20 protein-coding genes and 2 pseudogenes are annotated in these 26,812 nt (G+C 58.4%); 12 read left to right on the top strand and 10 right to left on the bottom strand.

The window, feature by feature from the left end:
* Positions 1–11: 11 nt before the first annotated feature.
* The 3 genes from ACVZUB_RS31050 to ACVZUB_RS31040 are packed head-to-tail and all read left to right on the top strand — an operon-like array spanning position 12 to position 5,690.
* Positions 12–1,139, top strand: coding sequence for a glycosyltransferase 87 family protein (locus ACVZUB_RS31050; RefSeq protein ID WP_482628882.1), 1,128 nt, complete (start codon positions 12–14; stop codon positions 1,137–1,139).
* Complete coding sequence (locus ACVZUB_RS31045) at positions 1,136–1,381, top strand: phosphopantetheine-binding protein (RefSeq protein WP_482628881.1); 246 nt, start codon at positions 1,136–1,138, stop codon at positions 1,379–1,381. Before ACVZUB_RS31050 ends, ACVZUB_RS31045 begins: the two co-directional genes overlap by 4 nt.
* Before the next feature lie 19 nt (positions 1,382–1,400).
* Positions 1,401–5,690: an AMP-binding protein gene (locus ACVZUB_RS31040; RefSeq protein WP_482628880.1), complete on the top strand. Its 4,290-nt coding sequence runs from the start codon at positions 1,401–1,403 to the stop codon at positions 5,688–5,690.
* A 128-nt stretch (positions 5,691–5,818) separates the two neighbouring features.
* On the opposite strand, the gene ACVZUB_RS31035 is transcribed toward ACVZUB_RS31040, so the two are convergent.
* Positions 5,819–6,034 carry a hypothetical protein gene (locus ACVZUB_RS31035; protein WP_482628879.1) on the bottom strand — a complete coding sequence of 72 codons (216 nt, stop codon included), beginning with the start codon at positions 6,032–6,034 and terminating at the stop codon, positions 5,819–5,821.
* A 139-nt stretch (positions 6,035–6,173) separates the two neighbouring features.
* On the opposite strand from ACVZUB_RS31035, the gene ACVZUB_RS31030 reads away from it, so the two are divergent.
* Positions 6,174–7,196, top strand: coding sequence for an endonuclease/exonuclease/phosphatase family protein (locus tag ACVZUB_RS31030; RefSeq protein WP_482628878.1), 1,023 nt, complete (start codon positions 6,174–6,176; stop codon positions 7,194–7,196).
* A 139-nt stretch (positions 7,197–7,335) separates the two neighbouring features.
* Here ACVZUB_RS31030 and ACVZUB_RS31025 read toward each other — a convergent pair whose 3' ends face one another.
* Together ACVZUB_RS31025 and ACVZUB_RS31020 are read right to left on the bottom strand one after the other, a co-directional pair.
* Positions 7,336–7,704, bottom strand: a complete 369-nt coding sequence (locus ACVZUB_RS31025; RefSeq protein ID WP_482628877.1) for a winged helix-turn-helix transcriptional regulator — start codon at positions 7,702–7,704, stop codon at positions 7,336–7,338.
* A 313-nt stretch (positions 7,705–8,017) separates the two neighbouring features.
* On the bottom strand, positions 8,018–10,024 hold the full coding sequence (locus tag ACVZUB_RS31020) for a cytochrome c oxidase assembly protein (RefSeq protein ID WP_482628876.1): 2,007 nt from the start codon (positions 10,022–10,024) through the stop codon (positions 8,018–8,020).
* 698 nt (positions 10,025–10,722) lie between these two features.
* Between ACVZUB_RS31020 and ACVZUB_RS31015 the strand changes: the two genes are divergently transcribed.
* Entirely contained in the window at positions 10,723–10,965 is a 243-nt protein-coding gene (locus ACVZUB_RS31015; RefSeq protein ID WP_482628875.1) for a hypothetical protein, read from the top strand.
* Positions 10,966–11,626: 661 nt separating this feature from the next.
* On the opposite strand, the gene ACVZUB_RS31010 is transcribed toward ACVZUB_RS31015, so the two are convergent.
* On the bottom strand, positions 11,627–12,358 hold the full coding sequence (locus tag ACVZUB_RS31010; protein ID WP_482628874.1) for a helix-turn-helix transcriptional regulator: 732 nt from the start codon (positions 12,356–12,358) through the stop codon (positions 11,627–11,629).
* 201 nt (positions 12,359–12,559) lie between these two features.
* Here ACVZUB_RS31010 and ACVZUB_RS31005 point away from each other — a divergent pair, with 201 nt between their 5' ends.
* Both ACVZUB_RS31005 and cynS read left to right on the top strand, forming a co-directional pair.
* A complete protein-coding gene (locus ACVZUB_RS31005; RefSeq protein WP_482628873.1) occupies positions 12,560–12,925 on the top strand; it encodes a cupin domain-containing protein in 366 nt (121 codons plus the stop codon).
* A 53-nt stretch (positions 12,926–12,978) separates the two neighbouring features.
* Positions 12,979–13,443 carry a cyanase gene (cynS, locus tag ACVZUB_RS31000; RefSeq protein WP_482628872.1) on the top strand — a complete coding sequence of 155 codons (465 nt, stop codon included), beginning with the start codon at positions 12,979–12,981 and terminating at the stop codon, positions 13,441–13,443.
* A gap of 533 nt (positions 13,444–13,976) precedes the next feature.
* Here cynS and ACVZUB_RS30995 read toward each other — a convergent pair.
* The 3 genes and pseudogenes from ACVZUB_RS30995 to ACVZUB_RS30985 form a co-directional block, all read right to left on the bottom strand.
* A pseudogene (locus ACVZUB_RS30995) lies at positions 13,977–14,108 on the bottom strand (AAA family ATPase); the annotation flags it as partial.
* A 393-nt stretch (positions 14,109–14,501) separates the two neighbouring features.
* A complete protein-coding gene (locus tag ACVZUB_RS30990) occupies positions 14,502–15,359 on the bottom strand; it encodes a TIR domain-containing protein (RefSeq protein WP_482628871.1) in 858 nt (285 codons plus the stop codon).
* A gap of 744 nt (positions 15,360–16,103) precedes the next feature.
* Positions 16,104–17,630: pseudogene (locus tag ACVZUB_RS30985) on the bottom strand (excinuclease ABC subunit UvrA); the annotation flags it as partial.
* Between the two features lie 788 nt (positions 17,631–18,418).
* Here ACVZUB_RS30985 and ACVZUB_RS30980 point away from each other — a divergent pair.
* On the top strand, positions 18,419–18,754 hold the full coding sequence (locus tag ACVZUB_RS30980; protein ID WP_482628870.1) for a hypothetical protein: 336 nt from the start codon (positions 18,419–18,421) through the stop codon (positions 18,752–18,754).
* 182 nt (positions 18,755–18,936) lie between these two features.
* Here ACVZUB_RS30980 and ACVZUB_RS30975 read toward each other — a convergent pair whose 3' ends face one another.
* Entirely contained in the window at positions 18,937–20,004 is a 1,068-nt protein-coding gene (locus ACVZUB_RS30975; protein WP_482628869.1) for an LLM class flavin-dependent oxidoreductase, read from the bottom strand.
* Between the two features lie 95 nt (positions 20,005–20,099).
* Between ACVZUB_RS30975 and ACVZUB_RS30970 the strand changes: the two genes are divergently transcribed.
* Entirely contained in the window at positions 20,100–20,690 is a 591-nt protein-coding gene (locus ACVZUB_RS30970) for an ABATE domain-containing protein (protein ID WP_482628868.1), read from the top strand.
* 913 nt (positions 20,691–21,603) lie between these two features.
* Here ACVZUB_RS30970 and ACVZUB_RS30965 read toward each other — a convergent pair.
* Positions 21,604–22,239, bottom strand: coding sequence for an isochorismatase family protein (locus tag ACVZUB_RS30965; protein WP_482628867.1), 636 nt, complete (start codon positions 22,237–22,239; stop codon positions 21,604–21,606).
* A gap of 149 nt (positions 22,240–22,388) precedes the next feature.
* On the opposite strand from ACVZUB_RS30965, the gene ACVZUB_RS30960 reads away from it, so the two are divergent.
* On the top strand, positions 22,389–23,402 hold the full coding sequence (locus ACVZUB_RS30960) for a GlxA family transcriptional regulator (RefSeq protein WP_482628866.1): 1,014 nt from the start codon (positions 22,389–22,391) through the stop codon (positions 23,400–23,402).
* Between the two features lie 151 nt (positions 23,403–23,553).
* Positions 23,554–23,862 (top strand): hypothetical protein, encoded by a 309-nt coding sequence (locus tag ACVZUB_RS30955; RefSeq protein ID WP_482628865.1) that lies wholly within the window; start codon positions 23,554–23,556, stop codon positions 23,860–23,862.
* Positions 23,863–24,016: 154 nt separating this feature from the next.
* On the opposite strand, the gene ACVZUB_RS30950 is transcribed toward ACVZUB_RS30955, so the two are convergent.
* Positions 24,017–24,793 carry a LamB/YcsF family protein gene (locus tag ACVZUB_RS30950; RefSeq protein WP_482628864.1) on the bottom strand — a complete coding sequence of 259 codons (777 nt, stop codon included), beginning with the start codon at positions 24,791–24,793 and terminating at the stop codon, positions 24,017–24,019.
* 821 nt (positions 24,794–25,614) lie between these two features.
* On the opposite strand from ACVZUB_RS30950, the gene ACVZUB_RS30945 reads away from it, so the two are divergent.
* A complete protein-coding gene (locus ACVZUB_RS30945; protein ID WP_482628863.1) occupies positions 25,615–26,619 on the top strand; it encodes a cyclase family protein in 1,005 nt (334 codons plus the stop codon).
* Positions 26,620–26,812: the final 193 nt, after the last annotated feature.

Genomic DNA, 26,812 nt, shown 5'->3' with positions numbered 1-26,812 from the left:
GCGACCTGAGAGTGTATGTCGAAGGCGGTCGACTGCTGAAGGAACCAGGTCTGTACACGTCACTGTTTCCGATCGGTGACGGCGGAACTCTGATCCCGTTCATCTACCCGCCGTTCGCTGCGATCATCTTCGGACCTCTGCAGCTCATCCCCTTACCCGTCGTTGCCATCGGGTGGTCGGTCGCCACGGGACTTGCACTGTGGACGTCGATCTGGCTCGCCCTGAAGCTGGTGACCAATCACAGACTCACGACTTCCTCGCAGGTGACGATCTCGCTGCTGTGGACCGCCGCCGCCCTGTGGACAGCACCCGTCCGGCATACCCTCTACGAGGGCCAAGTGTCCGTTTTCATCATGGCGGGAGTACTCGTCGCCGTATACATTCGGGCGAATACGACGTCGGGGATCATTGTCGGCCTTCTGGCAGGACTCAAACTGACACCAGCTGTGACCGGAATCTACTTCCTCCTTCGGCGAAGGGTAGGGGCCGCGGTGACCGCTGCAGTGACGTTCGCGGCGACTATCGCGATAGCGACGACGATCTCGCCGCAGAACACGTTCGACTATTTCCTCGGTGGTGGTATCGCTTCTGTACCCGAACGGGTCGGTGGAGTGGGAACAGTCGCCAATCAATCGCTCCGGGGAACCCTGAGCCGCTTCATGGGACACGATGCCGGGCAAGGAACGTGGTGGATTCTTGCCGCCACCGCACTTGTCGCACTCGCCATCGTCGCGATCTACCGACATCGATACGACGACTTCGTACCCTTGATCGTCATTCAGCTCACTACCTGCGCACTGAGTCCCCTTGCCTGGAGCCATCACTGGGTGTGGATCATCCCCTTGTTGATATGGATCATGCATGGCCCGATGCGGCACACCCGAGTCGGGAAAATCCTTGCAGCTCTCTGGATTCTCGGAACCGTTGCCTGGTACGTCGAACTGATGCTCTTCGTTCAGACCTCGAATTATCAGTACGACCGCCCGCTGTGGCAGTCGATAGGCGGATCGGCTTACGTCCTCGGACTGATGCTGGTGCTGGTGTGGATGTGCATTGCGAGCCCACCCGTGAACACCTCTGCTCGTGCGCCGCTCCGAACTCGGAGTCCGCAGGCAGGGCTGACATCATCGAACACATGAATCACTTCACGCGCAAACGCATCGACCACGATATAGCCGAGGTTCTGTTCGTCGATGCCGAGGACCTGACCCCCCAGACGAATCTGCTCGACCTCGGGCTCGAATCGATCCGGCTGCAAATGCTGGTGGATCGGTGGCGGGCCGCGGGTATGTCAGTTGACTTCGGCACCCTCGGAAGGGATTTGACGCTCGAACACTGGTACTCGGTTCTGTGCACGGAACACGATATCGCGCAAACATGAACCACGAACGGAGATTCCTGTGCTGTCGATTCACGAGGTGACACAAGCCCAGCGAGGACTGATCGACGCACAAACACTGGCGCCGAACAACCCAGCATTCACCATCGGAGAGTACATCGAGTTGCGTGGAACGGTCGACGACGACACCTTCATGGCGGCGCTCGAGGCCATGGTTTCCGAGACCGACGCCGAGCGCATCCGATTCGTGGACACCGCTGACGGAATCAAACAGACAATTCACCGTGACGCCACCGGAATCGTCGAATACATCGACCTGTCCGATCAGCACGCTGCCCGTGACATTGCGCTCGAACAGATGAACTCCGACCTGAGCGTGTTCCGCGATCTCACAGCGGACAACCTCACCCGGCACGTGCTCTATCGCATCGATCAGCACGAGTGTTGGTGGTACCACCGGACCCACCACGCGGCCTTGGATGGATACTCGTTCGCTCTCATCGCTCGCCGAGTAGCAGAACTCTATTCAACTGCACGAGAGTCCCGGACACCGCGAGAACTCAGCAGATCTCGATACGCCGATGTCCTCGCAGAGGACCAACACTACGAAAACAGCGACCGGAAAACAGCAGACCGGAAATTCTGGGTGGATCGACTGCGAGGCATGGACAACGTTCCCTCGTTCTCCGATACGTTCGCGCTGCCCGCACCAACGATCCACCGCATCCGCACGACGATCGATGCAGACCAGGCAGAACTACTCAGAGAAGTAGCAACAGCTGCACGGGTGACCTGGCCAGAGATGATTCTGGCATCCGTCGCGGTGCACCTGTCCCGGTACACGGACTCCGACACCGTGGTACTGGGTCTGCCCGTCATGAACAGGTTGGGAGAGGTAGCTTTCGACATACCGTGCAACCACCTCAACGCGATCGCCCTTCCCATCCAGATCATGGCCGAGGACACGATTTCGGTCCTCGCCCAGCGAATCAGTCGCTTTCTGCGTGAATCCCGGCCCCACCAGCGCTACCGCTACGAGCACCTACGTCGTGACCTCGGAATGCTAGGCGGACAGCGCAAACTCTTCGGCCCCGTGGTCAACGTCATGCCATTCGACTACCACCTGTCAATCGACGACGTCGAGACACGCGTCCACAACCTCACCCCCGGCCCCGTCGATGACATCTCGTTCGATGTCTATCACCGCGGCCTCGACTCCAGCCTCGAAATTTGTGTCGATGCCAATCCTCGCCGATACCGCAGCGAGGAAGTCGAGAGCATCACGCGACAATTCACCGGACTGCTCACCGAGATCATCGCCGACCCCTACTGCCTCCTGGCACGGCTCGGTAGGTCCCTCCACACACTGCCCGAAGAGCCGCTCACGACACAGGTGCAGGACTGCTCGCGCCTGATCGACACCCTCGCACACACGTCACCGCATGCACCCGCAGTAACCGACCCGAGCAGTGGACAAACCTGGTCACGACGAGAACTTCGTGCAGCTACGTCCGAACTCGCCGCGAGCTTGAGCGCTCTCGGCGTCGTCGGCGGACACCGCGTCGGGTTCTTCCCGATCCGCCGCGGCTCCGACATCCTCGTCGTTCTCGCGCTCCACCGCCTCGGCGCGGCCTATGTCGCCTTCGACAACCGAGGATCCTCCGAAACGCTGGGCCGAATGATCGAACGCGCATCAGTAGATGTGATCCTGGTCGACGACACGTCCACGAATGCAACTCATTCCGCTCTTCTCGGAACGTCTCTCGCCGACAAAGTCATGTTGATCGACATTGCTCGATCGGCCGAACTCGGTGGCGATTCTGCAGCGCGCAACCTGCCGGACGAGACACCAGAACGACACGAGCGCGACGCCTACGTCGTTCTCACCTCGGGCTCGGGCGGCGAACCGAAGACAGTACCGATCTCACGCTCGGCCCTCGCACACTTCGCCGCCAGCGCACGACAACGGTACGGACTTTCACAAGCGGATCGTGTGCTGCAATTCGGACCACTCCACGCAGACACCAGCGTCGAAGAGATTTTCGTGACACTGACCGTCGGCGCAACGCTCGTCATCGCCCCCGCCGACAGCCGGAAGTCTTTGCTCGAGCTCCTCAATCTCTGTCGATCAGAGTCGGTGACGGCTCTGGACCTGCCCACAGCGCTATGGCACGAACTCGTGCTGGCACTCGACACCGGCGCACTGCAGTTACCGGAAACCATCAGAACTGTCATCATCGGCGGCGAGGCAGTATCAGCTGTTCGGACTCGCCAATGGCTGAAACACTTTGCCCATGTACGAGTACTCAACACATACGGCCCGAGCGAAACAACCGTCGCGGTAACCGCCCACGACCTCGACACCGAGAAATACGCACAGTTCGACAGCGCACCCATAGGTAAGCCGTTGCCGGGAGTGCGAGCGTTCGTCGACTACGACAACCTCTCTTCCGACCCGGACAAGGGAGAACTGATCATCTCCGGCCCCCCTGTTGCCCGCGGCTACCTGGGAGAGGTCAGGTCAACGGGCTTTTCGGAATTGGAGATCGATAATCGCCCTGTCCACGTCTTCCACACGGGAGATGTAGTCTCCGTCGCCAGCGACGCCTCGCTGCGCTATCACGGACGCCGTGACGACCAGGTGAAGATTGCCGGCTACCGAATTTCGCCGCGGGGAATCGAAGAGCATCTCCGAGCCCATCCCGGCATCGACGACGCTTCCGTGACAGCGAACGCGGGATCGCAGATCAGCGCCACCATCTCCGTAACCGTGGTCTCGCAACTGCCATCGGCCGAGATCAGGAAGGCGCTCGAAACGCATATCCCAGTGCACGCGGTGGGCCTGACGATAGTGACCACTCCCGAACTGCCACGAACGAGATCGGGAAAGATACAGAAGACGGCCCCCCTGTCGCCTGGACTGCGCGTCCAGGACGAAGGCCGCGGCGGCGACACCGCGACGCGAGTCGCAGAAGTGTGGAAAGAAGTGCTCGCGCTGCCCGCCATCGACCACGCCGCCGACTTCTTTGATCTCGGCGGTGGGTCCCTGCACACTGTTGTAGTGGCCAACAGGCTCAGTATCGCGTTCGGGTTCGATGTTCCCGTGGACCTCGTATTCGCCTATCCCACCGTGGAATCGCTCGCTGACGCCATAACCAACACGATCGATCACACTGCCGCAACCCGACGAACAACCGCGGTATCCGCCCGCGTCGGTGAAGATCTGTCTTCGCTCTCGAAGGTTATTTCACTCCAGAAATGGACGAGCGGAGCGCCAACTCGACGAAAGGTCCTCCTCACCGGAGCAACGGGATACATCGGATCCCACGTACTTGCATCCCTCCTACGGACCACCGACCTGCGGATAGTGCTGCTCACGCGTCAGAAAGAACCCGCAGATGCCGAACGTCGCATAACAGAGAGACTGGGAATTTCCGCTGCAGCGGACCGAGACAGATTTCATCACCTTTTGCGTGATCGAGTATCCATAGTGACCGGAGATCTTGCACTACCGGACTTGGGTTTGACTGGGGCAGAGTGGGACTCGCTGGCGGCTGACGTGACGGATATCGTCAACTGCGCTGCCGTGGTGAGCGCCCTACGTACATACGAGAGCCTGCGACAGGTCAACGTCGTTGCGGTGGCTTCCCTCCTGCGACTGAGCACGACAGCGAGAACTGCCAACTTTCATCAGATCTCCACCGTCGGCGCATCGCCGAGTCCTCAAACAGGGCAACGGCTGGCAGATCCCGCTACATTCTCCGATGGCTATCGTGCATCGAAATCGGTTGCCGAACATCTCGTTTCGAATATTCTCGGACCCCGAGCCTCGGCAGCGTCTGTCATCAGGCTGGGCAGAGTTCTCGGCCCACGAGCGGGAGGACCCAGAAATCAGCATGACCCGCTCCTCTCCGTGCTGGAGGCATCGAGAGCCATCGGCGCATTCCCTGATGTAGATCTCGTAGAACCACTTTCATGCGTCGACGACGTCGCCGAGCGCATCGTCGACCTGGTCGTCAAACAGCAGCGAGGGTTCCGGGTTGTAGAGCTGGGGCCGAGCACCTGCTCGGAGTTCGTCGATGTCGTCGACGGTCTGCATCCGGACGGAACGTGTATCGAGTGGATTGCACTGACAGACTGGATGTCGAAAGTCGCTGATTCGCAGTACCTCACTCAGGAAAAGAAGTCTTTGCTCTCGGCGTGGGCGTGTGCAGTCGAGGGTGCTCCCGAGCGTGAGGTTGTGAAGAGCGTAGACGTCAGCGATGCTACATCGGAGTACCGTGTCCTGACTCCAGAAGTGGAGCCCCCACTGATGAGACGACTACTGGCCGACAGCGGGGCGAGGTGGTGACCGCATCGGATGCCCCTGTCGTCCAGCCTCAGAGGGGAGGAATTCCGAATTCTGTCCATGCTACGAAAGGTAAATGGCCGAACACCGTTCTGAGAACGGATGTTCGGCCACGTCCAAGTCCACTCTGGTCAACGAGTGACTCGAAAATTACCTACCTCATCGAGCATGGATTGGACGACGTCATCGGCGATCGGGCTTTCGGCAACGACATGAACCTGGGATACGCCATCAGTGGCCAGTTTGATCGTCACCGAATTGACGCCATCCAACTCCGAGATTTCCTCGGTGACCGTATTGACGCCCCCCCTGGCAGTGCAGACCAGCAATACGAATTGTGAACTCACTCATAGTGTTCTTTCCTTGTGTTCGAGTTACTCGTCGATTGTACGAAGCTGTTCGAAAGAGTATGTCGTGTAATGGATTTAAGTTCTCTTCTTCGAAGGGGTCTTGAAGATAGGGCGAGCCGTGTTCAGTAGGGATTCAATGGAAATACCAGACCCGGACCAGGCCGGAAGGGTGTCAACAGAGGCAGAGCATGGCTGCGTGCGGAGGAAAACCCTACTGTTCGGTGGTATAACATGCATCGCCGCGAGCGCAGTGGGTTTCGTTCTCCATCACATCGGACCTCAGAGCAACATGCTCATCATTCTCACTTCATTCACATCGATTTTCATTTGCATCGGCATCATCGGACTCGTATCACTCGCCGGCGCACATGCCTGGCGAACACTCGCTGTCGGTATCGTGGTTGTCGGAGTTGCTACTTCGACACAAATACCGTTATACCTTCGAAACCCTCCTGATCTGAGCAGCCTCGATGCAGGTGGCGAGATCCGGCTACTGCAAGCGAACATCCGACTCGGAGAGGCCGATCTTCCTGACCTCGTCCAACAGATCCGCGACAGGCGGATAGATGTACTGACCGTCGAGGAACTGACCGACGGGGCCGTTGCAGATTTGGAACGCGCGGGCATCGATGGTCTATTGCCGCATCAGTACCTGATGCCGAAGCCATCAGGCGGAGGCGGAACAGGTATTTACAGTCGATCAGCGATCAGCGATCAACGGCCTCTGGGATTCTTCGCTATGGCCAACCTATCTGCGAAACTAGAAGTAGGAGAGGGGCGTACCGTGACAATTGCGGCGGTCCATCCCATGGCTCCCTACCCGTCACCAGCGTGGATGTGGGCATCGGAGATGGACCGGCTACGCACTGCCATACGTGAAAGATCGGAAGATGGGGACCCCGTGATCGTGAGCGGAGATTTCAACTCCACCTATTCGCACAGTCGTTACCGTGCGATGCTCACGGACGGATTCCAGGACGCTGCCGATCAAGTCGGTGCCGGCGATATCCGGACGTATCCAGCCGATCGCGCATTTCCGGCAATACTCGGAATCGATCACGTTGTTACGAAACAGGTTCTCGTGCAAAAACTCGAACGCGTTACATTGCCTGGATCCGACCACTATGGCCTGTTCGCCGTGCTTGCACCGCACTTCTAGGCGCACGTGCTTTGCTAGTGGTTCCTTCGACAATTCTGCCGCGCAGTCCACGTTTGTGCAAAAGATTCGGCGATCGTTCCGGTGTCGGTGGCCCTTCGGCGGGTGGGGGCCGGGCCAACGAACCCTTCGAAGATATCCGCTACCGCGGATTCATGTTTTCGTTGTCTCCTGACGTGTGGTGTTCGGTGAATGTTGTTGCTGGGGCGGTCATGCCCCAGTCGTACATCGCATCCAGGACGGGGCGGAGTTGTTGTCCGAGGGGGGTCAGTTCGTAGATCACCCGCGGTGGGATCTCGGGGAAAGCGGTACGGGTGACGATGCCGCGCTGTTCGAACAATCGCAGTCGGTTGGTCAGCGTGTGCGCACTGATGCCCGTGAGTGCATTCCGTAATTCGCCGAAGCGTAGCGGGCCGTGCATCAGCTCACGAACGATGAGCGTTGCCCACGGGCCGTCGAACAATAGCAGGAAACGTGATACACCGCATTCCGGAAGATCCTTCTCGCTCACAGTATTCTGGTGAATCGAAGATGCGCGTGTCCCAGGAAACGATGTATCTCTCGCTTTACATCCGAGCTCGGGGTGGCCAGCCCTTCGCCTGCGAGTGTTTTCGATTGCCGGTGCACCACCCGCCACGCTCGGAAAACACGCCTGCGCGCATCGGACCGGGCACCGTGCTCCGGACCGGGCACGGCAGCGTTGGTAGGGCTGGATGCGTTGCCCTTACCGAGCTATTAATGATGAATCCTGGTGCCAGGAAAGGAAAGAAAACGAATCCGGAGAAGTGGAATCCGGCAGTGTCCTCTGATGAAAGAGGCTGAAGTCATCGCCGATCTTGCGAAAGCTGTTTCAGCATTGCGTTGTAGGCATCAAAATCGGAGTCGTCATATTCGTCGTTGTGGCGGTCAGTTCGTTTCGCTGTCAGCCGGTCCTGCTTGGACCATTGGGACAGCAGTGCGCCAACGACGATAAGGATAGGGATTTCGCTCGATCCCCATGCAATAGCTCCTCCAATCCACTGATCTCGCTCAGGATCGGTCATCCACTCCAGTTCAATATATAGTTGACTATAAAATTCGCCGCCTATGATCTGGTTCATTGACATTACCGCGATTCCGAAAAATGCGTGAAACGGCATAATAGCAAACAACATACCCAGGCGACCTAGATAGGGGAGCTTCTTTGAGCCGGGATCAATTCCAATGACCGCCCAGTAGAATAGATAGCCGGTAATGAGAAAATGAATGTTCATGAGAACATGTCCCCAGTGAAATCTCACCAGTTGATCGAACAGGGAGGAAAAGTAGAGACCATACAGCGAGGCGACAAATATACCGATCGCTACGCCCGGGCTGCTGAGTGTTCGCGTAAACTTGGATTGCATCAGTGTCAGGATCCATTCGCGCATGCCTGGCGGTTTGTTCCGACCGACGGCAGGGATGGCACGAAGGGCGAGTGTGACTGGGGCCCCTAGCACTAGCAAAACCGGGATGAACATATTAAAAGCCATGTGCGTAGCCATGTGTACGCTAAACATGCCGTACCCATAGGCAGCAAAACCCGACGATGTGGTCAACAGCAGCACTACGCACCCCAATATCCATGCGACGGTGCGCCACGACGACCACTGATCGCCACGCCTGCGTAAGCGGATGTACCCCCAGAGATACAGGATGACGAGCACTATGGATGCGGTTCCCAGCACGAAATCGAACCGCCACAAAGTCAAAAATCGCCACATGTTTGGCGACTCGGGAAGGTCGAATCCAAGCAATATATCCGTTGCAGTGAAAGGGCGTGTACCAAAAGCTGCTGCGGGCTGGATCGACATCGCAAGAAGGATTGTCGATAGGCTAATGACCGATACGAACAGCATGCCCAGAATTCGGCTGATCTGCTCTGTTGATTGTAAGAACGGAGATTTGGGCCGACTGAACGACTGCACTGACACACCGACCAGGAAAAGTATGACTGCGGATGCGACAGCAAGTTGGCCGTACAGCGTGGTGAAGATGAGGGACCGCGGAATCAGAATCCAACCCAGTACTATTGCGGTGAGTGCTGAAGCAACAACTGCGACAGTCATTGCTATCCAATATCTCTTGAGAATTAGAGATCTATGGTCGCCGCTTCGCCTGACGTGTGCGAACGTAGACCAACTTAGGCCCGTCATTAGTGAGATGGCAACGGTAAACACCATCACGGCACCGGTCGCCAGATCGTGGTTCGGTCCTTCTCCCGCGTTACCTACCAGCGCTGGCGGCAAGACTGCGATCGAAGACAATCCTGCTAGCCCTAGCAGTGAGTTCCATGAAAGGGCCACGCGGGTTCCCAGAGCCACAATGGCAGCGAGGACTGCGACGACAACCCAGGCTTTGGGTTTCTCGGTGGCTTCCACCAATGTCCATACGGCGCCGCGACGAAAAGCTTCGCCTACCGTGATCCCGGCTGAATCTGCTGACGATACCGGCACCAACGCAACGGCTGCAATGAACCAAATCGCGGACGCACGTTCGGCGACGAGGAGTCCTGCGTATCCGTCTGTGTTGACCTTCCACTGAGAGGTTGGGGGAGTGACAAAAACGGCGAAAAAGAGGGATCCAAGGGTCAAACTGCCCGCCGTCATCGCCGCCAAACGAAGCAACGCGTAGAGAAGCGTGGCGGCGCGTCCCGGATCGGATACTCCTGCAGCGAAATAGGATTCGGAACCGACAAGAATCGCGACTGTCGAAACAACTATGCAGGAAATGAGGACTGAAGCCGAAACATACCGCCGAACCCCGGCGTACTTCGGTGCGCGGTCCTGCGCGGCGCGTTTCAACTTGTTCACTTAGTCTCCATTATTCCGGGTGCATCCGGTGCCTGCGACGCGCGTCGACTATCGGCTACGTAAACAGGGTCGTTGAGATCAGGCTACTACCAGATGTAGTCGAAAATACACCTCCAGGCTGCGAACTGTTTTCACGTCGTAGTGCGGGAACTTTCTACGCTGTCGAAGCGACTAATGTAGGGAGATACTATGTCCGCCCAGATAATTGGGATTCGATCTGGAAAGCAGGCACCTGTTCCGCCGTTGAACGGCTACGCAGAGCCATTCAACAACCGTGTCCGTGATGAATGTCTGAACATGAACGAAATTCGACGGCCTCCCCGGGCACGGATCAGTCATCGGGGAGTGGACGGAGGACTTTCAACAGGCACCGCCAGGGATGGTCGAAGGTGCAGTCGGCGGGGGTGTGAACACCCTCCGCCAAGGATGAGGGTGCGCGGTGAGTGCGAGCCGGGTCGGGGAGATCGAGATGGTCGCCCGATCGCCGATTTCCCACCAGTGCGACACTATGGTCGGCACTGCACTGTTTTGGCGTATGAAGATCGTCGAGCCCGACTGGACCATCGAGTTCGCATCCATCGTCTCTGGAAACTCCTCCAGTGATATGCACATCGGAATGGTGAAGAGATCGACGTACTCCGTCACGACAACCAACTTTCTTGCCCGTCGCGCACACTTCGCGTAACGGAGCATCGATAGTGAAGACGAAAGCCGAATCGTCACTGGTCGCCGCCTCGGCTAGGCGCGTGAGCTGGTCCTGCTTCTCAGCGTCTTCGGCGGCGCAAGTGGAAGCCGCCCGAATCAGCAGCTGCCTGTGGGTCGGTCACGTGGTGCCCATCGTCACCGAACCCGTGTCGGTTTTTCGCTTCGACTACGACGACCACTGCGGAGCAGCTTTGACGTCGAAGCCCGCGAAAGCGATAGGCACCTCGACGACGTGAGAGCCGCCGGCGACAAACCGCGCAGTACAGCGCAGCAGCTTTCGCCGAGGTCTGCCGCCCCGGTGGGGATCCGGTCGATTCGAGGTCGGTAGATCGTGCGGTGACAATGCAGCTGCGAAGTCTTCTTTCTTCACCTTCACCTCCGGTTGTGAAATACGCGGTTGCCCGGCCCAGAATTGGTTTTCCGCACCTCGCAGCTGGGCGTTCTCTGCCGCAGCCGTGCGAGCTCGTCCGATTCGGTCTCCCACTGGCTGTGCCGTCGTCCTTCGGGCGTCTCGCGGGCAGCATCCTTACGGACCCACATCCGCAGCATCTCACCATTTATGCCCGGCGATGCAGTCATTGCCGGTAGGTGCGTTTACCGTCGACCCGCGCGGTACAGCGCGACCACATCTTTCCGGAAACTCCTCCGGGTGCCGAGACTGTTGTCCCCTCGACAGCCTTCCTGGATCTTCACTGGAACCATCATCAGGTGTGTCCGCTCCAACGGTGCAGCCTCAGGAGTCTCAAACCCTGTTTCGGCCGTCGCAAGGACCCAGCAGGAAACCACGACCGAATAGCCTGCCCTGACATGAAATAAACCGCTCGGGGATGTCTGGTCTGTGGGCAGGGGACGTCCGCGATGTCCGTTTTCGCGCCTTATGGAGTCGGCAGCGGAGATTCAGGGTCGCCGTCGCTCTACCGGGGTAACGCCGAAATGCTGATGGAAAAGCCGGCGAAAGGTTGAAGGCTCGGAGAATCCGGCCTGTTCTCCAGCCTCCCTGACTCCGAATCCGGATTCGAGCAGGTTCAGTGCCCGTTCGAGGCGAGCGATTCGGATCCGTTGTGCCGGAGATTCCCCTGCTTCAGTGAAGGCGGCCTGTAGGTAGCGGAGCGAGACGTGTAGTTGAGCGGCGATCTTTGCAGGCGTCAACTCTGGGTTGTCTGACGTGACTGCGATTATCCGACATGCGTTGCCGTAGACCTGCTTCTTGTGCAAGATCGATCGGCGTCCCGCGTGCGTGATCGCCGTCGGGGTGTGACGCGCGAGAATGCTTAACGTGATCATCCTCGACTCTGTCGAATCTGCATCCAAAGTGGTCGTCGACCACTGAACCGGGATGATGGAACCCGCCCTGTTGATGAACCACTCGGTACCACGCCGAGTATTCCCGATTGGGGATCGATGGAACAGTGGGCAGTCGGTCTGCTGGTAGTCGGACCCGTCCACATGGGAGTGGTGGAACAACCTATGACTGTTTTGTCCGATTACGCTGGCGTCACCGGCGTAGCCCATCGCCGACAATGCCGCCGCGTTGATCGTTGTGATTCGGCCGAGTCCATCCATAATCCACGCCGGTTGATCGATGGAGTGGATAATCCGTTGCACTGCAATCGATTCACTGCATTTCATCGTTCTCCCGTCAGAGTAGGCAATGAGCGTACGCAGACGACGTTAATGTGTTGTGCCAGTTCTGTTACAGACCGGTCAACGATGCATTCTCTGATGAATGTGCGCGTTTTACGCGGTCATCGTGCGCGTTCTCGACTCCCATCGTTGACTCGCCTGTGCTGAACTGTGAACCCCCCCAACTGTTCACAACAAGGAGCTCTCATGGCCTACAACCCCGATATGCAAGCTGCGGACCTTACCGTCCTTGCCTCCGATGCTCACGGTCGGATCAGTAAGCGCAGCGCAGAACTCGACGGAGTCACTGTTACCGAAGTGACTTTCGATATCGGCGCAAAGTGGTCCGAGGATCTCAAAAGCTACGCCGGTACGGATCTATGTGAACTCCCGCACGTCGCGTTCGTCACTGCCGGAACACTCGGCGTTCAGATGACCGATGGCGCGTACCTCGAATTCCCGGCGGGCAGCGCGATGCTGCTGCCTCCCGGCCATGACGCATGGAGCGTCGGCGATGTGGCGTGCACATTTGTCGAATTCTCGCGCGGGAACGACTATTACGGCTCGGCCTAGAACAATCGACTTAACCAAGCAGTTCTGACCACCACGTCCCGGAAAGGGTGCACATGCCAATCATTCTGAGCAAAGAGCAAGCCGCACAGGAGGTGGCCTCTCAACGAGTGAGGAAGGGTAGAACGTGGAGATCGCTTGCCGAGGAGATCGGCAAGCCGACAGCGTGGACAATCGCGGCCCTCCAAGGACAGCACCCGATGACCGCATCCGACGCCGAAACGATCGGCGGATCGCTTGACCTCGATGATGCCGTGGTCGAGTCCTTGCAGACCCACCCCTACCGTGGCGTCCGCACGAACTCGCTTCCGAGTGATCCCACGATCTACCGCTTCTATGAAGCGCTCAACCTGTACGGACCCGCTATCAAGGAAATGATCCATGAGGACTTCGGAGATGGAATCATGAGCGCCATCAACTTCAATCTCACTGTCGAGCGTCGGTTCCACGACGAGGGCGATCGTGTTGTTGTCACCTTCGACGGCAAGTTCCTTGCGTATCAGCACGAAATAGCGGACTGAGAAGCGTCCTTCAAGCATTGTGGTCCCGAACTCAATCGTGACCGCAGTCGTGCTGACGGCATCGGAGATTTGACGAGGTTCCGGGCACGTCCGGCGGCCAGACATCGTCACAATCGCCGTGTGACGGATGATTGCACAAGCAAATTCTATTGAGACGAGGTCGGCGGAGGTGGGTTCTGTTCATCAGCGTTGCCGCCCGCACCCCTAGTTTCTCGGCTACTGATTCTCGATTCGCATCAATGTAGCCATAGGGAGGCGGTGGCCGTGGGACCGTCCATCGTTCCGTGATTTCCCGCGCAGGCGGTCAGTGGAACGCCGACTTCGTTTCCGTTGATACGCATCGAGATTGAACGTCCGTATATGCCTAAATATCGATCTGTCGACGGAATTGGCCAGTCAACTAACGCATTTCGGGACACGCCTTGTGTCCTGATAAGGAGGAACGCATGTCGATCGGATTGCGGGATGATGCATCGCTTGCCCGCATACCGGTAGCTACGGTCTCCAGATCAGATTGAGAGATGTCACCGCCGGAAAAGGGCGGTGCGGATCCGCGGGATGGCACCGTCGGATTCGTCGCGGTCAGCGACCTGACGTTGTAACAGCGCTGCAAGATATTCTTCGTTGGACCAGATCTCATCCCTTGCCTGGGCGGCGAGGTCTTCCCCGGCCGTTTCAATCCGCCTGTCCTGGATCAACATCCAATGGGTTTCGCGTTCCACCATGGCCGGAATCGACGAAGTGAAGCGGTCAGGGGCGAACAGGAAGAATATGCCAGGGATTGCGGGAAAGTGTGATGCGGGTGGTTGTTGGAAGCCGCACACGAGTACCTGTCGGAGTGGCTGCGGTCGAATCCGCCGCAGACAACGAGACTTCTTCCTGCCGGAAAGGGCGCTCAGGCAAAGGGTCTACGATTGCAACTGGAAGTTTCCCTCCGAGCAGTTCGCCACCGACGTTTATCATGCCGAGACCAGTCATGTATCTCCGCAGATTGCTCAGGGAGGTGACTGGGTAAACGAGCAGACGGGACCGGGAGAGAGTTTCCGAACATAGCAATCTCATCTACGCGTTTCTGTAATCCACAGAGCAGGATCGCGCGAGACAGCGATTCCGGCTGCCTTCAAATCTCGCGCTAGTTCGATCTGCCAGGAATCGCCTTGCAAGGGGATGTACGTAACGCCCGAAACAGCAGTAGGTAGTTCGACGCTCGGATCATTCAAAGCGGCGACCCGATCGCGGCCGAGAAGAGCAATGAAGAACCCAAGTTCGAAAACTACGTTTTGCCGTGCGCGCGGCCGAGGGTCTTCGCCGGATAGTCCGCCTGCATCGTCGGGCGTAAGGAGGAGGACCACAAAGCCTACCTCTTGTCCGTTAGAGAGCAACTTTTCGAGCAGGTAACGCCCATGATCGGGTTGCTCTGCCAGAACAATGACGGAGCGATCCGTAGTTTTCTGCAGAAACCTGCGAACGATTTCATGGCGCTCTTTACCACGGCCATATACGAGGAAGATCGGCGCAGTATCGGAGGGAGAGAGCATTTCGGTGGCAATGCTGGGACCGTCACAGATGTCCAGCTGTTCGTGAACAGCCTGAAGAACGCGGATCTTCTCACGAATATCCTCCATTACTTCAGGGAGGCGATCTCGCGGAATGACAGTCATTGAGACCTTCAAGTCCCACAGTGATACCGTAGTCCCGGTAAATTCGTCTTTGGGACTAGTCGTCATTAACCCTGTGGATCTGAAACCCGCATCCAGGACTGCGATAGTCCTGCGCTCCCACGTCAGGTAACGCTCTCTGAACTCAATCAGATCTTCTTGGAGGCGTGCTTCTAGTAGACGTTGACCTTCTCGCCGAGCTTCATCCAGGTTCTTTCGGATTTTTTCAGCCGGTTGAACAAGTTCGATTGACGACACTCTCACTCCTCTCCAATTGCTGCTTCGAGCGGTGTATTCAATTCAGCTGGTGCCCCGAATTGGAAGTCGGCCGCTGACGCGTTTGAGGAGGGCAGCTCGGGCCTCTTATTCGTCACATCTTCCAGCGTCGTCATCTTGGCACCTATTCGTCGAGCATTCACTCAGCTTGCCGACCGAACCACCGATTATTGAACAGTCCCTGCAGAATCCGCTGGTGTGCGATGAAACAAGGCCTGGTTGTGCGTACGAGGAGGATACCTGTCAAAAGGATTGGATCGCGAGTTTTAGTTCGAATTCGCTACCGCGCGCATCCTCCTGGTGCCCAGATGCTCACTTGCCCAACGGTGTTCATGAATGACTTGAGGTCGTCTTGTCGTGATTACTCTACGTGAGGTGCTAGCCGGTTCGAAGAACTGTTAGCTGTGTCCGCCTTGTAACGGACTCGGTCGTCATCGATGTCTCATCCTGCAGAGGTGTTACGGGATTTGGTGGTGTCAGGTCATCTGCAGGAGATAAAGCGGATGCGGCGAGTTTCTCGAACAGTGCCGACCATCCGCGTTGTAGCCACATCAGTCGGTTTCGCCCGAGATGGCCGCCGTCGATGAGTGCGAAGGAGGCGTTGCCGGTCAGTGATGTTTTGTTCTTACCGTTCGATGTCTCCGATCGGATCGTCTCGCCTCATCACGGCTAACGATAGCTCGGACCGAGCGATTCACCAGGAAGCCCGGGTGACCGCTGTCGCGCTTACGCCGTCGAACTCGTCAGATGCTTGGCTAGGTAGCGACCGGTGATGCTATCGGGGTTGTGGGCAATGTCGTTCGGGGTTCCAGTGGCGACGATGCGGCCACCTGCGCTGCCGCCGCCGGGCCCCATGTCGACGATGTAGTCGGCGTTGGCGATCATGTCGAGGTCGTGTTCGATGATGATGACGGTGGCGCCGTTGCTGTTGAGGCGTTCGATTACTCGGAGCAGGGTGCGGATATCGAGGGGGTGCGGGCCGACGCTGGGTTCGTCGAAGATGAACAGGGTGTCGGTGTGGTTGCGGCTGAGTTCTGTGGCGAGTTTTAGTCGTTGAGCTTCGCCTCCGGAGAGTGCGGGGGTGGCCTCTCCAAGAGTGAGGTAGCCGAGGCCGAGGTCGATGATGGTCTGCAGGCGGGTGTAGACGCTACGGATATCGGCGGTGAGTTCGAGGGCTTCGGCTACGGTGCGGGTGAGGAGGTCAGGCAGGGAGATTTCGTCGTCGGCCGCTGCGCCCGAAGTGGGACGCAGAATATCGCCAGCGGCAGGTGCCGTATCGGGTGCCCGCGTAGTCGGTGCAGTCGATATCGATGTCGGGTAAGAACTGCATGTCGAGAGAGACCTGGCCGGTGCCCTCGCAGCGGGGGCAGCGCAGCGAGCCGGTGTTGTAGGAAAAGTCCCCGGCGGTCAGCTTGCGTTCGATCGCAGCTGGCGTTGCGGCGTAGGCGCGGCGCAGATTGTCGAGGACGCCGCTGTAGGTAGCGACGGTGGAGCGGACATTGACACCGATAGGGGCGGCATCTACCAAGTCGACGCGGGCGATCTCCGCCGCGTCCAAGACGGACACATGGGTAGGTAACGGTCGACCGGAGGCGTACGCGGCGAGTGCGGGAACGAGGCTCTCCAGGATGAGGGTGGTCTTGCCCGAACCGGAGACACCGGTCACGACGGTCACGACGGTCACTCGACCCTTCGGGATGCCAGTCTCCACAGCATGGACGGTGTGGAGTGGTCGGGTCGATAAGCGGATGCGGCCAGGTCGAACATGTCTGCCGCGGATGCGCGGTCGCGAACGACAGCGGATTCGTGGCCAGCGAGAAATCCACCGAGCAGCGACGCGGGGTTATCTCCGAGGTCAGTAGGAGTGCCTGTGGCCAGTACGCGACCGCCATCACTGCCGGAGCCTGGTCCCATGTCGATGAGCCACTCGGCTTCGCGCAAGACCTGGACCTCTTGATCGACGCAGACCACAGAATTGCCGTCGCGCAATAGATCTCGCATGACTGAGAGCAGACCTTCCACGTTGGACGGGTGCAGACCTATAGACGGTTCGTCGAGGACATAGAGCACCCCGGTGGTTTGATTTCGCACTGCGCGGGCTAGCTGGACCCGTTGGCGTTCACCGGTAGACAGTGTCGAGCTCGCTCGGTCCAGACTCAGGTATCCCAATTCCAGATCGAGCAGCCGGCGAGTCATGTAGAGGAGTTTGTCGACGAGATTGCGCGCCATCTGTCGCATGTCCGTGGGCAGGGTTTTCTCTAGCTTGGCACGTCGGTGCGAACGTCCATCTCGGCGACGACTTGCGAGCGGTGAGGACCACGCGTCGACCGCGGTTGTCGATCAGCGAACTCTTGCCACGAACATCCGCAATCCCCTGCGGGGCTGTTCGGATGCCGTCGCTTGAATGCAAGGAATCTACGATGGCTGAAATTCCTTGACCGAGAGAAATATTCAAATTGTCCACGGCTACTTCCGAGCTCGACTTGCTGCGCATCGTCGAAGGGGAGATGGTCGAAATGTGGCTGTTCTCGGCGGATCCGGAAGCCGAAGATCTCTTTTTTGGGGTCAGAAACATTCAACACGCTGAAGCATCTCGGATCTCGAAGGATTAAGTATCGCCGGGATCGGGGGTGTCTGACGAAGAATGGCATACGTCGATCTCTCAAGGCGACCGGCCCGGCATGCTTGCCACTGTCGCGTACCGATACCAGCCCGCACGTCGTGCCACTAGGTTTGCCTTCGACAGCGGGAGTTTGGTGTTCCAAGCCGAAAGTACTCGGTCAAATGCCGCAACCTGACCCGGGACCTTCGCTACGTGTTGACGATTGGCCACTACCATCCACAGTCTCCGCATTCGACGTACTCCACGGACATCCCGCGGACAGGTGCAATACTGGGCCGTGCGCACTCAGGGACTCGAAAAGTGGGCGAAGATCACGCCGACGGGGCGTCCGCAGCGGTCGCTCTAATATTTGTAAATTTCTCGGTCGAATTGACAGGATCGTTTCAGCCAACGGCGTCGCCGACTGGTTTTGAACAGAATGCTTCGGCACCAGCCAAGCACTGCTATCCGCCAGCGCCACCACCAACGGACTAACGGAAATAGTGATGACGATCGACTGAAGTCGCTGTACGACAACCTGATCCGCTACGAGATTGAACTGTGGAGCGCCATCGCCTTGCGCGCTGAATGCGGCCTCCAGTTGACCGGGTTTGAGACCTCACAGTTTTTGGCCCGACACGACAGCATTCGCGGCCAGGATGTCGCTGCGGAGTTCGCTATCACCGTCGGCGGCGCCAGCAAGGTGGTCGATCGCATCGAGGCCGCCCGCTACTACCCGGACAACGAATCCTCGATCAGCCGCGACCGTTTTTGACCGCGAACTTGAGCAGCACATCGGCGGGGTGCTCGATAGTCGGACCATTGAAACGGTCACCGACGCCCTCTCTAAGCTCCGGGCAGCCGGACATGCATGCGGCACGAATTGTGACTCCGCGGTGGCGATCTCAAAAGACGGTCGGTGGTGATAGGGCGTGTGCCGGCAAGTTACTGCACTCCTCAGTTGGTGGGCATGCCGTAGTGATCCGCGATCAGTTCTACTGTGTGTGCTTGGGCACGGCGCGAATATCCCCCAACGACCAACATCACCTCGTCGACATCGGTTTGTTTGTGAAGGTTCTCCAAGCTGCCCGCGACCTCGGCGGCGGTTCCGTGGAGTGTCCGATCGGTATATTCCTCGATCACGGCTCGCTCGTGGGCGTTGGCCTGGAAGGCTTCCACTTCCTCGGGAGCGAGCAGGGAGAAGGACTTGCGCTGGAACATTCTCAGCATTGCCATGGCGCCGGAAGTGGCCTGACGCCGCGCTTCGGCGGGATCCTCATCGGCAATCGCCCCGATGCTGACCAGGCTGTAGGGTTCGTTCAGGAATTGTGAGGGTCGGAAGTTCTGGCGGTAGATCTGCATAGCACTCAGGATGTCGGCGCTGCCGAACTGTAGAGCGAAGGCATATGGTCGGCCTAGTCGGGCGGCAAGTTGCGCGGAGTAAGTTGATGATCCGAGAATCCAGATATCGGCGGTGGTCGTCGACTGTGGGACCCTGTTCCGCTCCGCTTGCCAAGGGCCCGGCACCGCAGGCACATCCCGATAAGGATGATCCTGCGGGAAGTTGTTTCCCAGGAATCCCAGTAATTCTGCGACTTGTGCGGGAAATTCGTCGTTCGCGGTGGGATGACGGCGGAGGGCCGCTGCGGTTGCTGCATCGGTACCCGGAGCTCGCCCCAGGCCGAGATCGATCCGTCCCGGGGCGAGCGCGTCGAGCATGCCGATTTGCTCGGCAACAACCAGGGGTACGTGGTTGGGCAGCATGATCCCGCCTGCTCCGAGCCTGATGTGCTTCGTCTCGCCGATGAGCCGCGCCACCATGAGCTGCGGGGAAGGGATGGCGGCACCGGGCATTGCGTGATGTTCGGACATCCAGAACCGCTGGAAACCACGCCGGTCTGCCAACTGCGCGAGTGCAATCATTTCTTGGAAGGTTTCTTGTACCGAGTGGCCGACCCCGGTGAATGCATTGTCGAGCACTGACAGAACGAAGGGGGCGGTGCCGGAACCGTGTGGACTTTTCATGAACTACCTCATTGGTCACGGAATAATCTACATTTTAGCGTGATATCCCACCGTAAGGCTTATCACGGCAAATCGCAACTGATACCGTGAGTGATATGATGACGGTCCCACTGCCCTCAGCTCCCGGCGCCGCCGAACATCCGTGCTTGGCGCTGGCCAACAGCATCGTCACGCTCCCGGGTGGACAACGGATGGACGAGCTCAACAGTCCGGAAGGCGCCACCGCATGGCTTGTCAGCCACGATCTCGCACCCGAAGGAGCGGGGCTGCTGGCCTATTGCCAGCTACAGCTGACTGGTCTGAGAGAGCACCTTCGGAGTGCGTTGGCGGCGCATACTGAAGGCATCGCGCCGAATCCCGGGTCATTGGAGGGCCTCAACCGTGCCTTGACTGCAGTGCCCAGTGCGGCACTGTTGCGATACACATCTGATGAAGGGTTGTCCCGGGTCCCGAGGCATCCCATCACCCAGCTCGTCGATCACGCAATGGCGCAGATAGCCGAGGACGCCGCGGCACTGTTGACCGGTCCGGTTGCGCATCGCATCGCACGCTGCGCATCCCCACCGTGCGATCGATTCATGATACGAACGCACGCGAGGCGCCAGTGGTGCTCCGAACGATGTGGTGCAAGGCAGCGGGCCAATCGTGCGTATACCCGCAAGCAGGACAAAACCGCCGCGGAATGACCGGACGACTCCCGGCTGAATCCGCATAAGACGGGTCAAGGTGTCTCGAGGCAGCGGTTTTCAGGTGCGGGCATTGCGTGGGGTCTCAGGCTGGGCAGGACTAGCCTGTCCGAAGACGTGTTCCAAGACCTTGAATTGGGCGCGTTTCGGCGCCCTGCCCGGTAAACATGTTGTCGTATCGAACGCGCATGTGCCCCTACAGACTTTTGCAGGGACTTCGCGGTGGTGACTACGCGACGAATGTCTGCCCCGAATGCGTCTGTACAACTGATGTCGTGGGCCAGATAGTTCCAGGTGGCGAGCTGCTCCTTGAGCGAGAGTCGTGAACTGTGCGCGCTCTCAACCGTCCGATCGTCTCGTTCACCGCAGTCTCCGCTCATCACGACTCGGACGGCATCTGGCACGCTAGCGGCCCGTCGTTCAGGACCACCTAAACGGTAACTGGGAGAAAGTCTGTATCTCCGGCGACAATTCCGACGTCGATGTTGTGCGAGAGATTGCAATGCGATTTCCAAGAATTGAGGTCGCACTGTTGTTCGTCGACGGGCCGAGTTTCGCAGCCCTCGCAGTACATGAGGTTCAGCGCCGAGGCCGCGACCGAAGCGGCTATTGTCCTCGCCCGTGCGGTGATAATTCCTGGTCTGGAGGGGTGGCGATGGAGCCCGTGAAGGGGGATGCCTCCCTGGCGAGGATGGGCGAAAACGGCATCGGAGACCTCCTGGCGGCGTCCGTTGACGAGGTTGATCACGACGGGAGGCGGTCTGTAAGTCTCGAGTATCGATCGGTTCCGCGACGAATTGTGCGTTAAGCATCCGATGGGCGTCGTAATACTGGCCGGTGCCGATCGATTTGGTCGGCACCGGCGCAGATCTGGAATGTTCGAATCTATTGTCTTCGTGGTGGTGTTGAGCAGTCAGTTGGAGGTTGATTCGCGTCCTTGGATGGCTGAGACGACAAGATTGCTCTTGGGCAAACTCGTTCCGGAATCTACGGCGTCGACCCATGCGCTTGTTGTTGCGACGGCAGCGAAGTTCGAATGCAAAAGAATCATGAGGGTCTCGTGCAGGGACTGCGCCGATACCTGACCTGCTTCGTTGGCCAGATGGATCGCACCGCTGGCATCTGACAAAATCTCGGCGGCGAACCCGAGAGCTTCCGCTTCCACGGCGGTGCCGAGGTCGCAATTGTTGGTCATGTACCCGACGATCGTGATGGTGTCGATGTCTTTCGCGTGCAGCCAATCGGCTGTATCGGTGCCGGCGAAGACGCTCGCGTACTGCTTGTGGATGCGCTTGGTTTTCGGATCGAGGTGATCCTCGAGCGCTGGGTGAAGTGACCATCCGGGCGTACCTTCGACAAAGACCGGGGCGCCCTCGGGCATCCGATGTTGCACGACGACGACGGGAAGGTCATTCGCGCGAGCGACCTTGACGGCGCTGAGGATGTTGGCCAATGACTCCTCACGCGGCGGGTACTGGATCTGCAGTGGACCGTCGAAGTATTCCTGCTGTACGTCGACGACGATAAGGGCACGGCGAGGTGTAGGCACTTTCATCACTCCTGGAAGGTCGGTCGGGTTCGGTTTCGTATCGGCGATCCTGACGGTCGTCTTCCATTGTTCGGTAGGTGTCTATGCATCCGTGAGTGGCACGGGTGCATACTTTCGATGACTTTGCGCCATGATGTGGAAGAGACCAAATGCGAATCGCCGTCTATGCGTTCGACAGCATCACGATGTTTCATCTCGCAGCGCCGTTGATGGTGTTCGGTGAGGTGGGCAGGCTCGGGCTCGCACCTGACTGGGAAACCAGGTTGTGGTCCGATCGCTCGGGCGCGGTTCGGACCGTCGAGGGATACTCGGTCGGCGATGTGGCGGGACCGCGGACACTCGATTGGGCCGACATCGTGATCATCCCTTCCTGGCCGCTACCACTTTCACCGATCAGCGAGTCATTGCGAGCCAAGCTGTGCCGGGCGCACGCTCGCGGCACCCCGATCGTGGGGTTGTGTCTCGGCGCTTTTGCCGTCGCCGACGCCGGACTCCTCCATGGTCGCTCGGCCGTCACGCACTGGGAGATGATGCCCGCGCTCGCCAAAAACCATCCAAGTATCCGCTTGGACGAGTCGGTGCTCTATATCGACCACGGCGACGTGATGACGTCCGCGGGGACGGTGTCGTCGGTCGATGCTTGTCTGCACCTTGTGCGCAAGCACCTCGGATCCGCAGTTGCCACCCGCGTGGCGAGAAACCTGGTCGTCGCGCCGCATCGAGAGGGTGGTCAGGCCCAGTACATCGAGAGACCGCTTGCGGAACCTGCGGGCGACACAGCTGTTGCAGACGTGCTGGAATGGGCGCTCGGACGCCTGGACGAGCCGCTGTCTGTCGACCGCCTCGCAGGTCAGGCGCGGATGAGTCGACGAAACTTCATACGGCAGTTCCGTCTTGTCACGGGAACCACTCCGGCACGCTGGATTCTCCAGCAACGACTGAGCGAGGCGCGAGTTCTCCTGGAGACGACCGGTTGGAGCATTGACGCAATTGCGCTGGCGTGTGGGTTCGGAAGCACGGTGACCTTTCGACAGAACTTCACATCCGCGTTTGCGACCGCACCTTCCGCCTACCGGAAGCAGTTCGCTGACCACTCCCACAACGATCGCGTCGGAGAAACCGCGACGTCGGTTGGTTCAGGAGGGCGAATACGGAGGGGATGATGCGCCGCGCGCGCCCTAGATACGACCGATTCGCTTGCCCTCACTATGTGGTCTCCGGCACACCAGTCGTCGTCCCTTCAATATCCGTTTTCTGTGCTCCCTGCGGCGACTATCTGCCGATCACCGAAGGACCTGGCGAAGTTGCCATGTGGTGTGTGAGCGCCGTGGCGAGTTGTTTCCGGATGCGGTCGACGCGACCTTCGGTATCTGGACGTCGTCGTTGTATCCGGAAGGTCTGATTCGGCCCGTCATCGCCGGGCACTCACACGAGGAAGGGGTACTGAGTTGCGCGGCGATTGTGGCGATCGGTCACCAGTCAGGTCGGACCGCGTTCGGCAAGCATATGAGGCGTGACGTTCGCTACGCGGCGCTCACTCTTGACGCGTTCGGTCTGCGGATCAAGCCTCGTTTCGGCGTCGAAGTAGTAGCGCCTGTTGCCAGCCCCCCAGCGAGCGCTTAGTGCAGAGGCCGGAAACGTCATTGAACCGAAAGGAAGCGCGCAGAACTGCTCGACTCACACGATTATCCCGCTCGAACGGTGTAGTCGGAACCTCCGGTCGGGTCGAAGCTTATCCGTGACAGACTCGACCTGAGTTGTATGTCGCGTTTGAGGATCACCGTCGAGCATTCTTGGTGGGATTCGACTGTAACGGAGGAGCGACGACTTCGAGACCAGCAGATGACAGCCCAGCACGTACCGCGAACGCGACTTCGACCGCGTTGGGGCGATTGCCATGAATGCACAGTGAGTCCGCTTGGATCTCAAATTCGTTGCCGCCGACTGTCTTCAAAACACCGCTGGCCAGCTCGATGGCGCGGGCGGCGACGTGCTGGGGATCTTTCCACAACGGCGTGCGTTCATTGATGCACACGCCGTTGTCGTCATATTCCATGTCTGCGACAACCTCGACGCGAACGCTAACTCCGCGATCCCGCAACATCTCCGCGGAGGGACCCGCGAGGGCAACAATGTCCAGATCACTCTGAAGTGCGAGCATCGCGTCGGCGAATTTCGCTAGCAAGTCAGCGTTTTGATTCATCATCATGTTGAGTGATCCGTGTGGTTTGACATGTGTGAGGTGGACGCCCGCGCTTTTGGCGAAAGCCATCAGTGCACCTACCTGGTACACGCACATGTCGATAACTTCCTCGGCTGACACAGCAAGGTTCTGCCGCCCGAATCCAAGGAAATCTAGGAAACCTGGGTGTGCCCCCAGATCAACACCATACCTTTTCGCCAGCTCCACCGAATTGCGCATCCAACTAGGGGCGCCACCGTGAAACCCGCATGCGACGTTGACCGAAGTGACGTGCTTCATCAGTTCATCGTCATCGCCCAGTATCCATCGTCCGAAACTTTCACCGGCATCGGCGCTAAAATCGATGGACATTGATACTCCTTGTGGAATTCTCTCCAAGAGTGGGCTTTCAGGACCGAATCGAGCAGGCCTTCCGGCGGGACAAGTCGCCTCTGGGGCTCGTTGCTACGGCGAAAGCGCCCGCCCCTTCAAGATCATGCAACCATTTACTCTACCAATACATCCGACGCGTCGCGATTGGCGACGTCTTGCTCGTGTCGTTGAGGGTAATCACGCACGCGGGGTACAATTTCCGGACTTGGAACCCTCCACTCGGCGATGGATGCACAAGAATCAACCAGAAACCAACCGTTTACTTTAGGTCGAGCATTGCGCAACAGATGGGCGATGCTTGAGCTGGGTTGTCATCTGGGATCCCATCGATCTTTCGTCGGGCTGCGAGTGTTGATCGCCGCTGCGTCCAAGAAATGCGCAGTTGTCGAAAGAATGGCGAGTAGTCTGCCGCATGTGCTCCGACACCTGTCAGCGGTGGAAGCTGGCGGGCATGAGAGGCGTGTGAAGACGCGGCCGAACTTGGTCAATCAGTGCAGCTCACGAGTTGCGGACAGGTCCCGCAGGCCGGAACCGCATGGGACTTTGGTGCGTTCCCGTGCCGGCATCGCACGACGCGCGTGCTCTGGAGCAACTGTCCGATTAGTTGTCGATTTCGGCAAGGACTGAGCCCGGGGCGTTCCGTGCGGTGGGCTGCCAACCTATCATCCAGCCAAAAAATTAATGGTTGTCAATGGTTAGTAGGACCGATAGCATCATGCACGGCGCCGCTGCGTTCGAGCGGACGGGTTCAATGCCAAGTAGCGCGAACCGCGAGGGTTCTGAGTGGAGGCAACATGTGCATGGCCTGTGATGTGGTAGACAACAACGACTCTTCGGACGAGGGAAGCGCCGATGTTGAACCCTTCGTCAATACTGGTACATCTGTCTATGACGGCACAGGGGAGAACAGCCCACAATGGTGGCCCTCACGCTACGGAGTGGGCGATGAGCTTGGAACCGGAAATGAACTGACTCCAGAGCGCACGCTGGACGCGCTTCAGTTGGTGAGGGAAGGGCGAGTTGTCGAGTTGGCGCGCGTCCTCGACTTCCGATCGCCAACCTGGTCCCCGCCAGGCAAAGAAGGAGCGCGCTGGTACCGCCAGGTGGTGGCAGCGCACGGGCAGATGGACTCGATGACCATCGGGCCGGTTAATGATTTCAACTACATGGAAGAGCATGTATCGCAGATCTATCACATCGGTACCCATCTGGATGGGTTTGGGCACATCGGTATCGGCGGACGATATTACAATGGTGTGCACTACAAGGATTTCTATGCGCCTGCGGGATTGAACAAATTCGGAATTCACAATGTGCGACCATGGGTTTCGCGTGGAGTCCTCCTCGATATTGCAGGAGTAGTGGGCGCGGAGAGGCTCACGGAAGGATTTGTGATCACTCCCGAGCATCTTGAACAAGCGTGTGGACGGCAGCAAGTCGAGGTGCGTCCTGGAGACGCCGTAATTTTGCACACCGGGTACGGAGCGCTGTGGAACGTTGACAACGATCGCTATAACTACGATTCCCCTGGCATTGGATGGGATGCCGCGCACTGGCTCACTGATCGTCGAGTGACCGTTGTCGGAGCCGATAACTGGGCCATCGAGGTCTTGCCGGGAGAGAAGGAGGGTGCGCCCTTCTTGATTCACCAACATATGCTCGCCGAGACAGGAACTCATCTCTTGGAAAATGTCAAGACTGAAGAACTGGTCGTGATAGGGCGATCTGAATTCCTATTCATTATGTCTCCTGTCAAGACGCGAGGGTCAACATCTTCGATGGTGAATCCGCTCGCAGTTCTCTAAATCTATTCTCAGGGCGCTATTAAGGCAACGCGATCTATGGCGCTTGGCAGATTATTTTCATGAATCTGTGCCACACAAATTGGACTTTAGTGGATTGTATGCTATGGAATAAATGATCGCTCAGATATTTGGATGGCGGATATGAAGAGCTACGAAATTGCAGGGTAGACTGATATCTCAGTTTTCTAATGAG

The organism is Rhodococcus sp. OS5 (assembly GCF_056837585.1).
Note: the sequence above shows the minus strand (reverse complement) of the source record. Positions and strands in the feature narration are given on the sequence as shown.

Bases quoted from the DNA above. Each gene is read 5' to 3' on its own strand.
- ACVZUB_RS31045 (WP_482628881.1), top strand. From the start codon at position 1,136: ATGAATCACTTCACGCGCAAACGCATCGACCACGATATAGCCGAGGTT.
- ACVZUB_RS31030 (WP_482628878.1), top strand. From the start codon at position 6,174: ATGGAAATACCAGACCCGGACCAGGCCGGAAGGGTGTCAACAGAGGCA.
- ACVZUB_RS31010 (WP_482628874.1), bottom strand. From the start codon at position 12,358: ATGAAATGCAGTGAATCGATTGCAGTGCAACGGATTATCCACTCCATC.
- ACVZUB_RS31005 (WP_482628873.1), top strand. From the start codon at position 12,560: ATGGCCTACAACCCCGATATGCAAGCTGCGGACCTTACCGTCCTTGCC.
- cynS (WP_482628872.1), top strand. From the start codon at position 12,979: ATGCCAATCATTCTGAGCAAAGAGCAAGCCGCACAGGAGGTGGCCTCT.
- ACVZUB_RS30980 (WP_482628870.1), top strand. From the start codon at position 18,419: ATGCTTCGGCACCAGCCAAGCACTGCTATCCGCCAGCGCCACCACCAA.
- ACVZUB_RS30975 (WP_482628869.1), bottom strand. From the start codon at position 20,004: ATGAAAAGTCCACACGGTTCCGGCACCGCCCCCTTCGTTCTGTCAGTG.
- ACVZUB_RS30970 (WP_482628868.1), top strand. From the start codon at position 20,100: ATGATGACGGTCCCACTGCCCTCAGCTCCCGGCGCCGCCGAACATCCG.
- ACVZUB_RS30960 (WP_482628866.1), top strand. From the start codon at position 22,389: ATGCGAATCGCCGTCTATGCGTTCGACAGCATCACGATGTTTCATCTC.
- ACVZUB_RS30950 (WP_482628864.1), bottom strand. From the start codon at position 24,793: ATGTCCATCGATTTTAGCGCCGATGCCGGTGAAAGTTTCGGACGATGG.
- ACVZUB_RS30945 (WP_482628863.1), top strand. From the start codon at position 25,615: ATGGCCTGTGATGTGGTAGACAACAACGACTCTTCGGACGAGGGAAGC.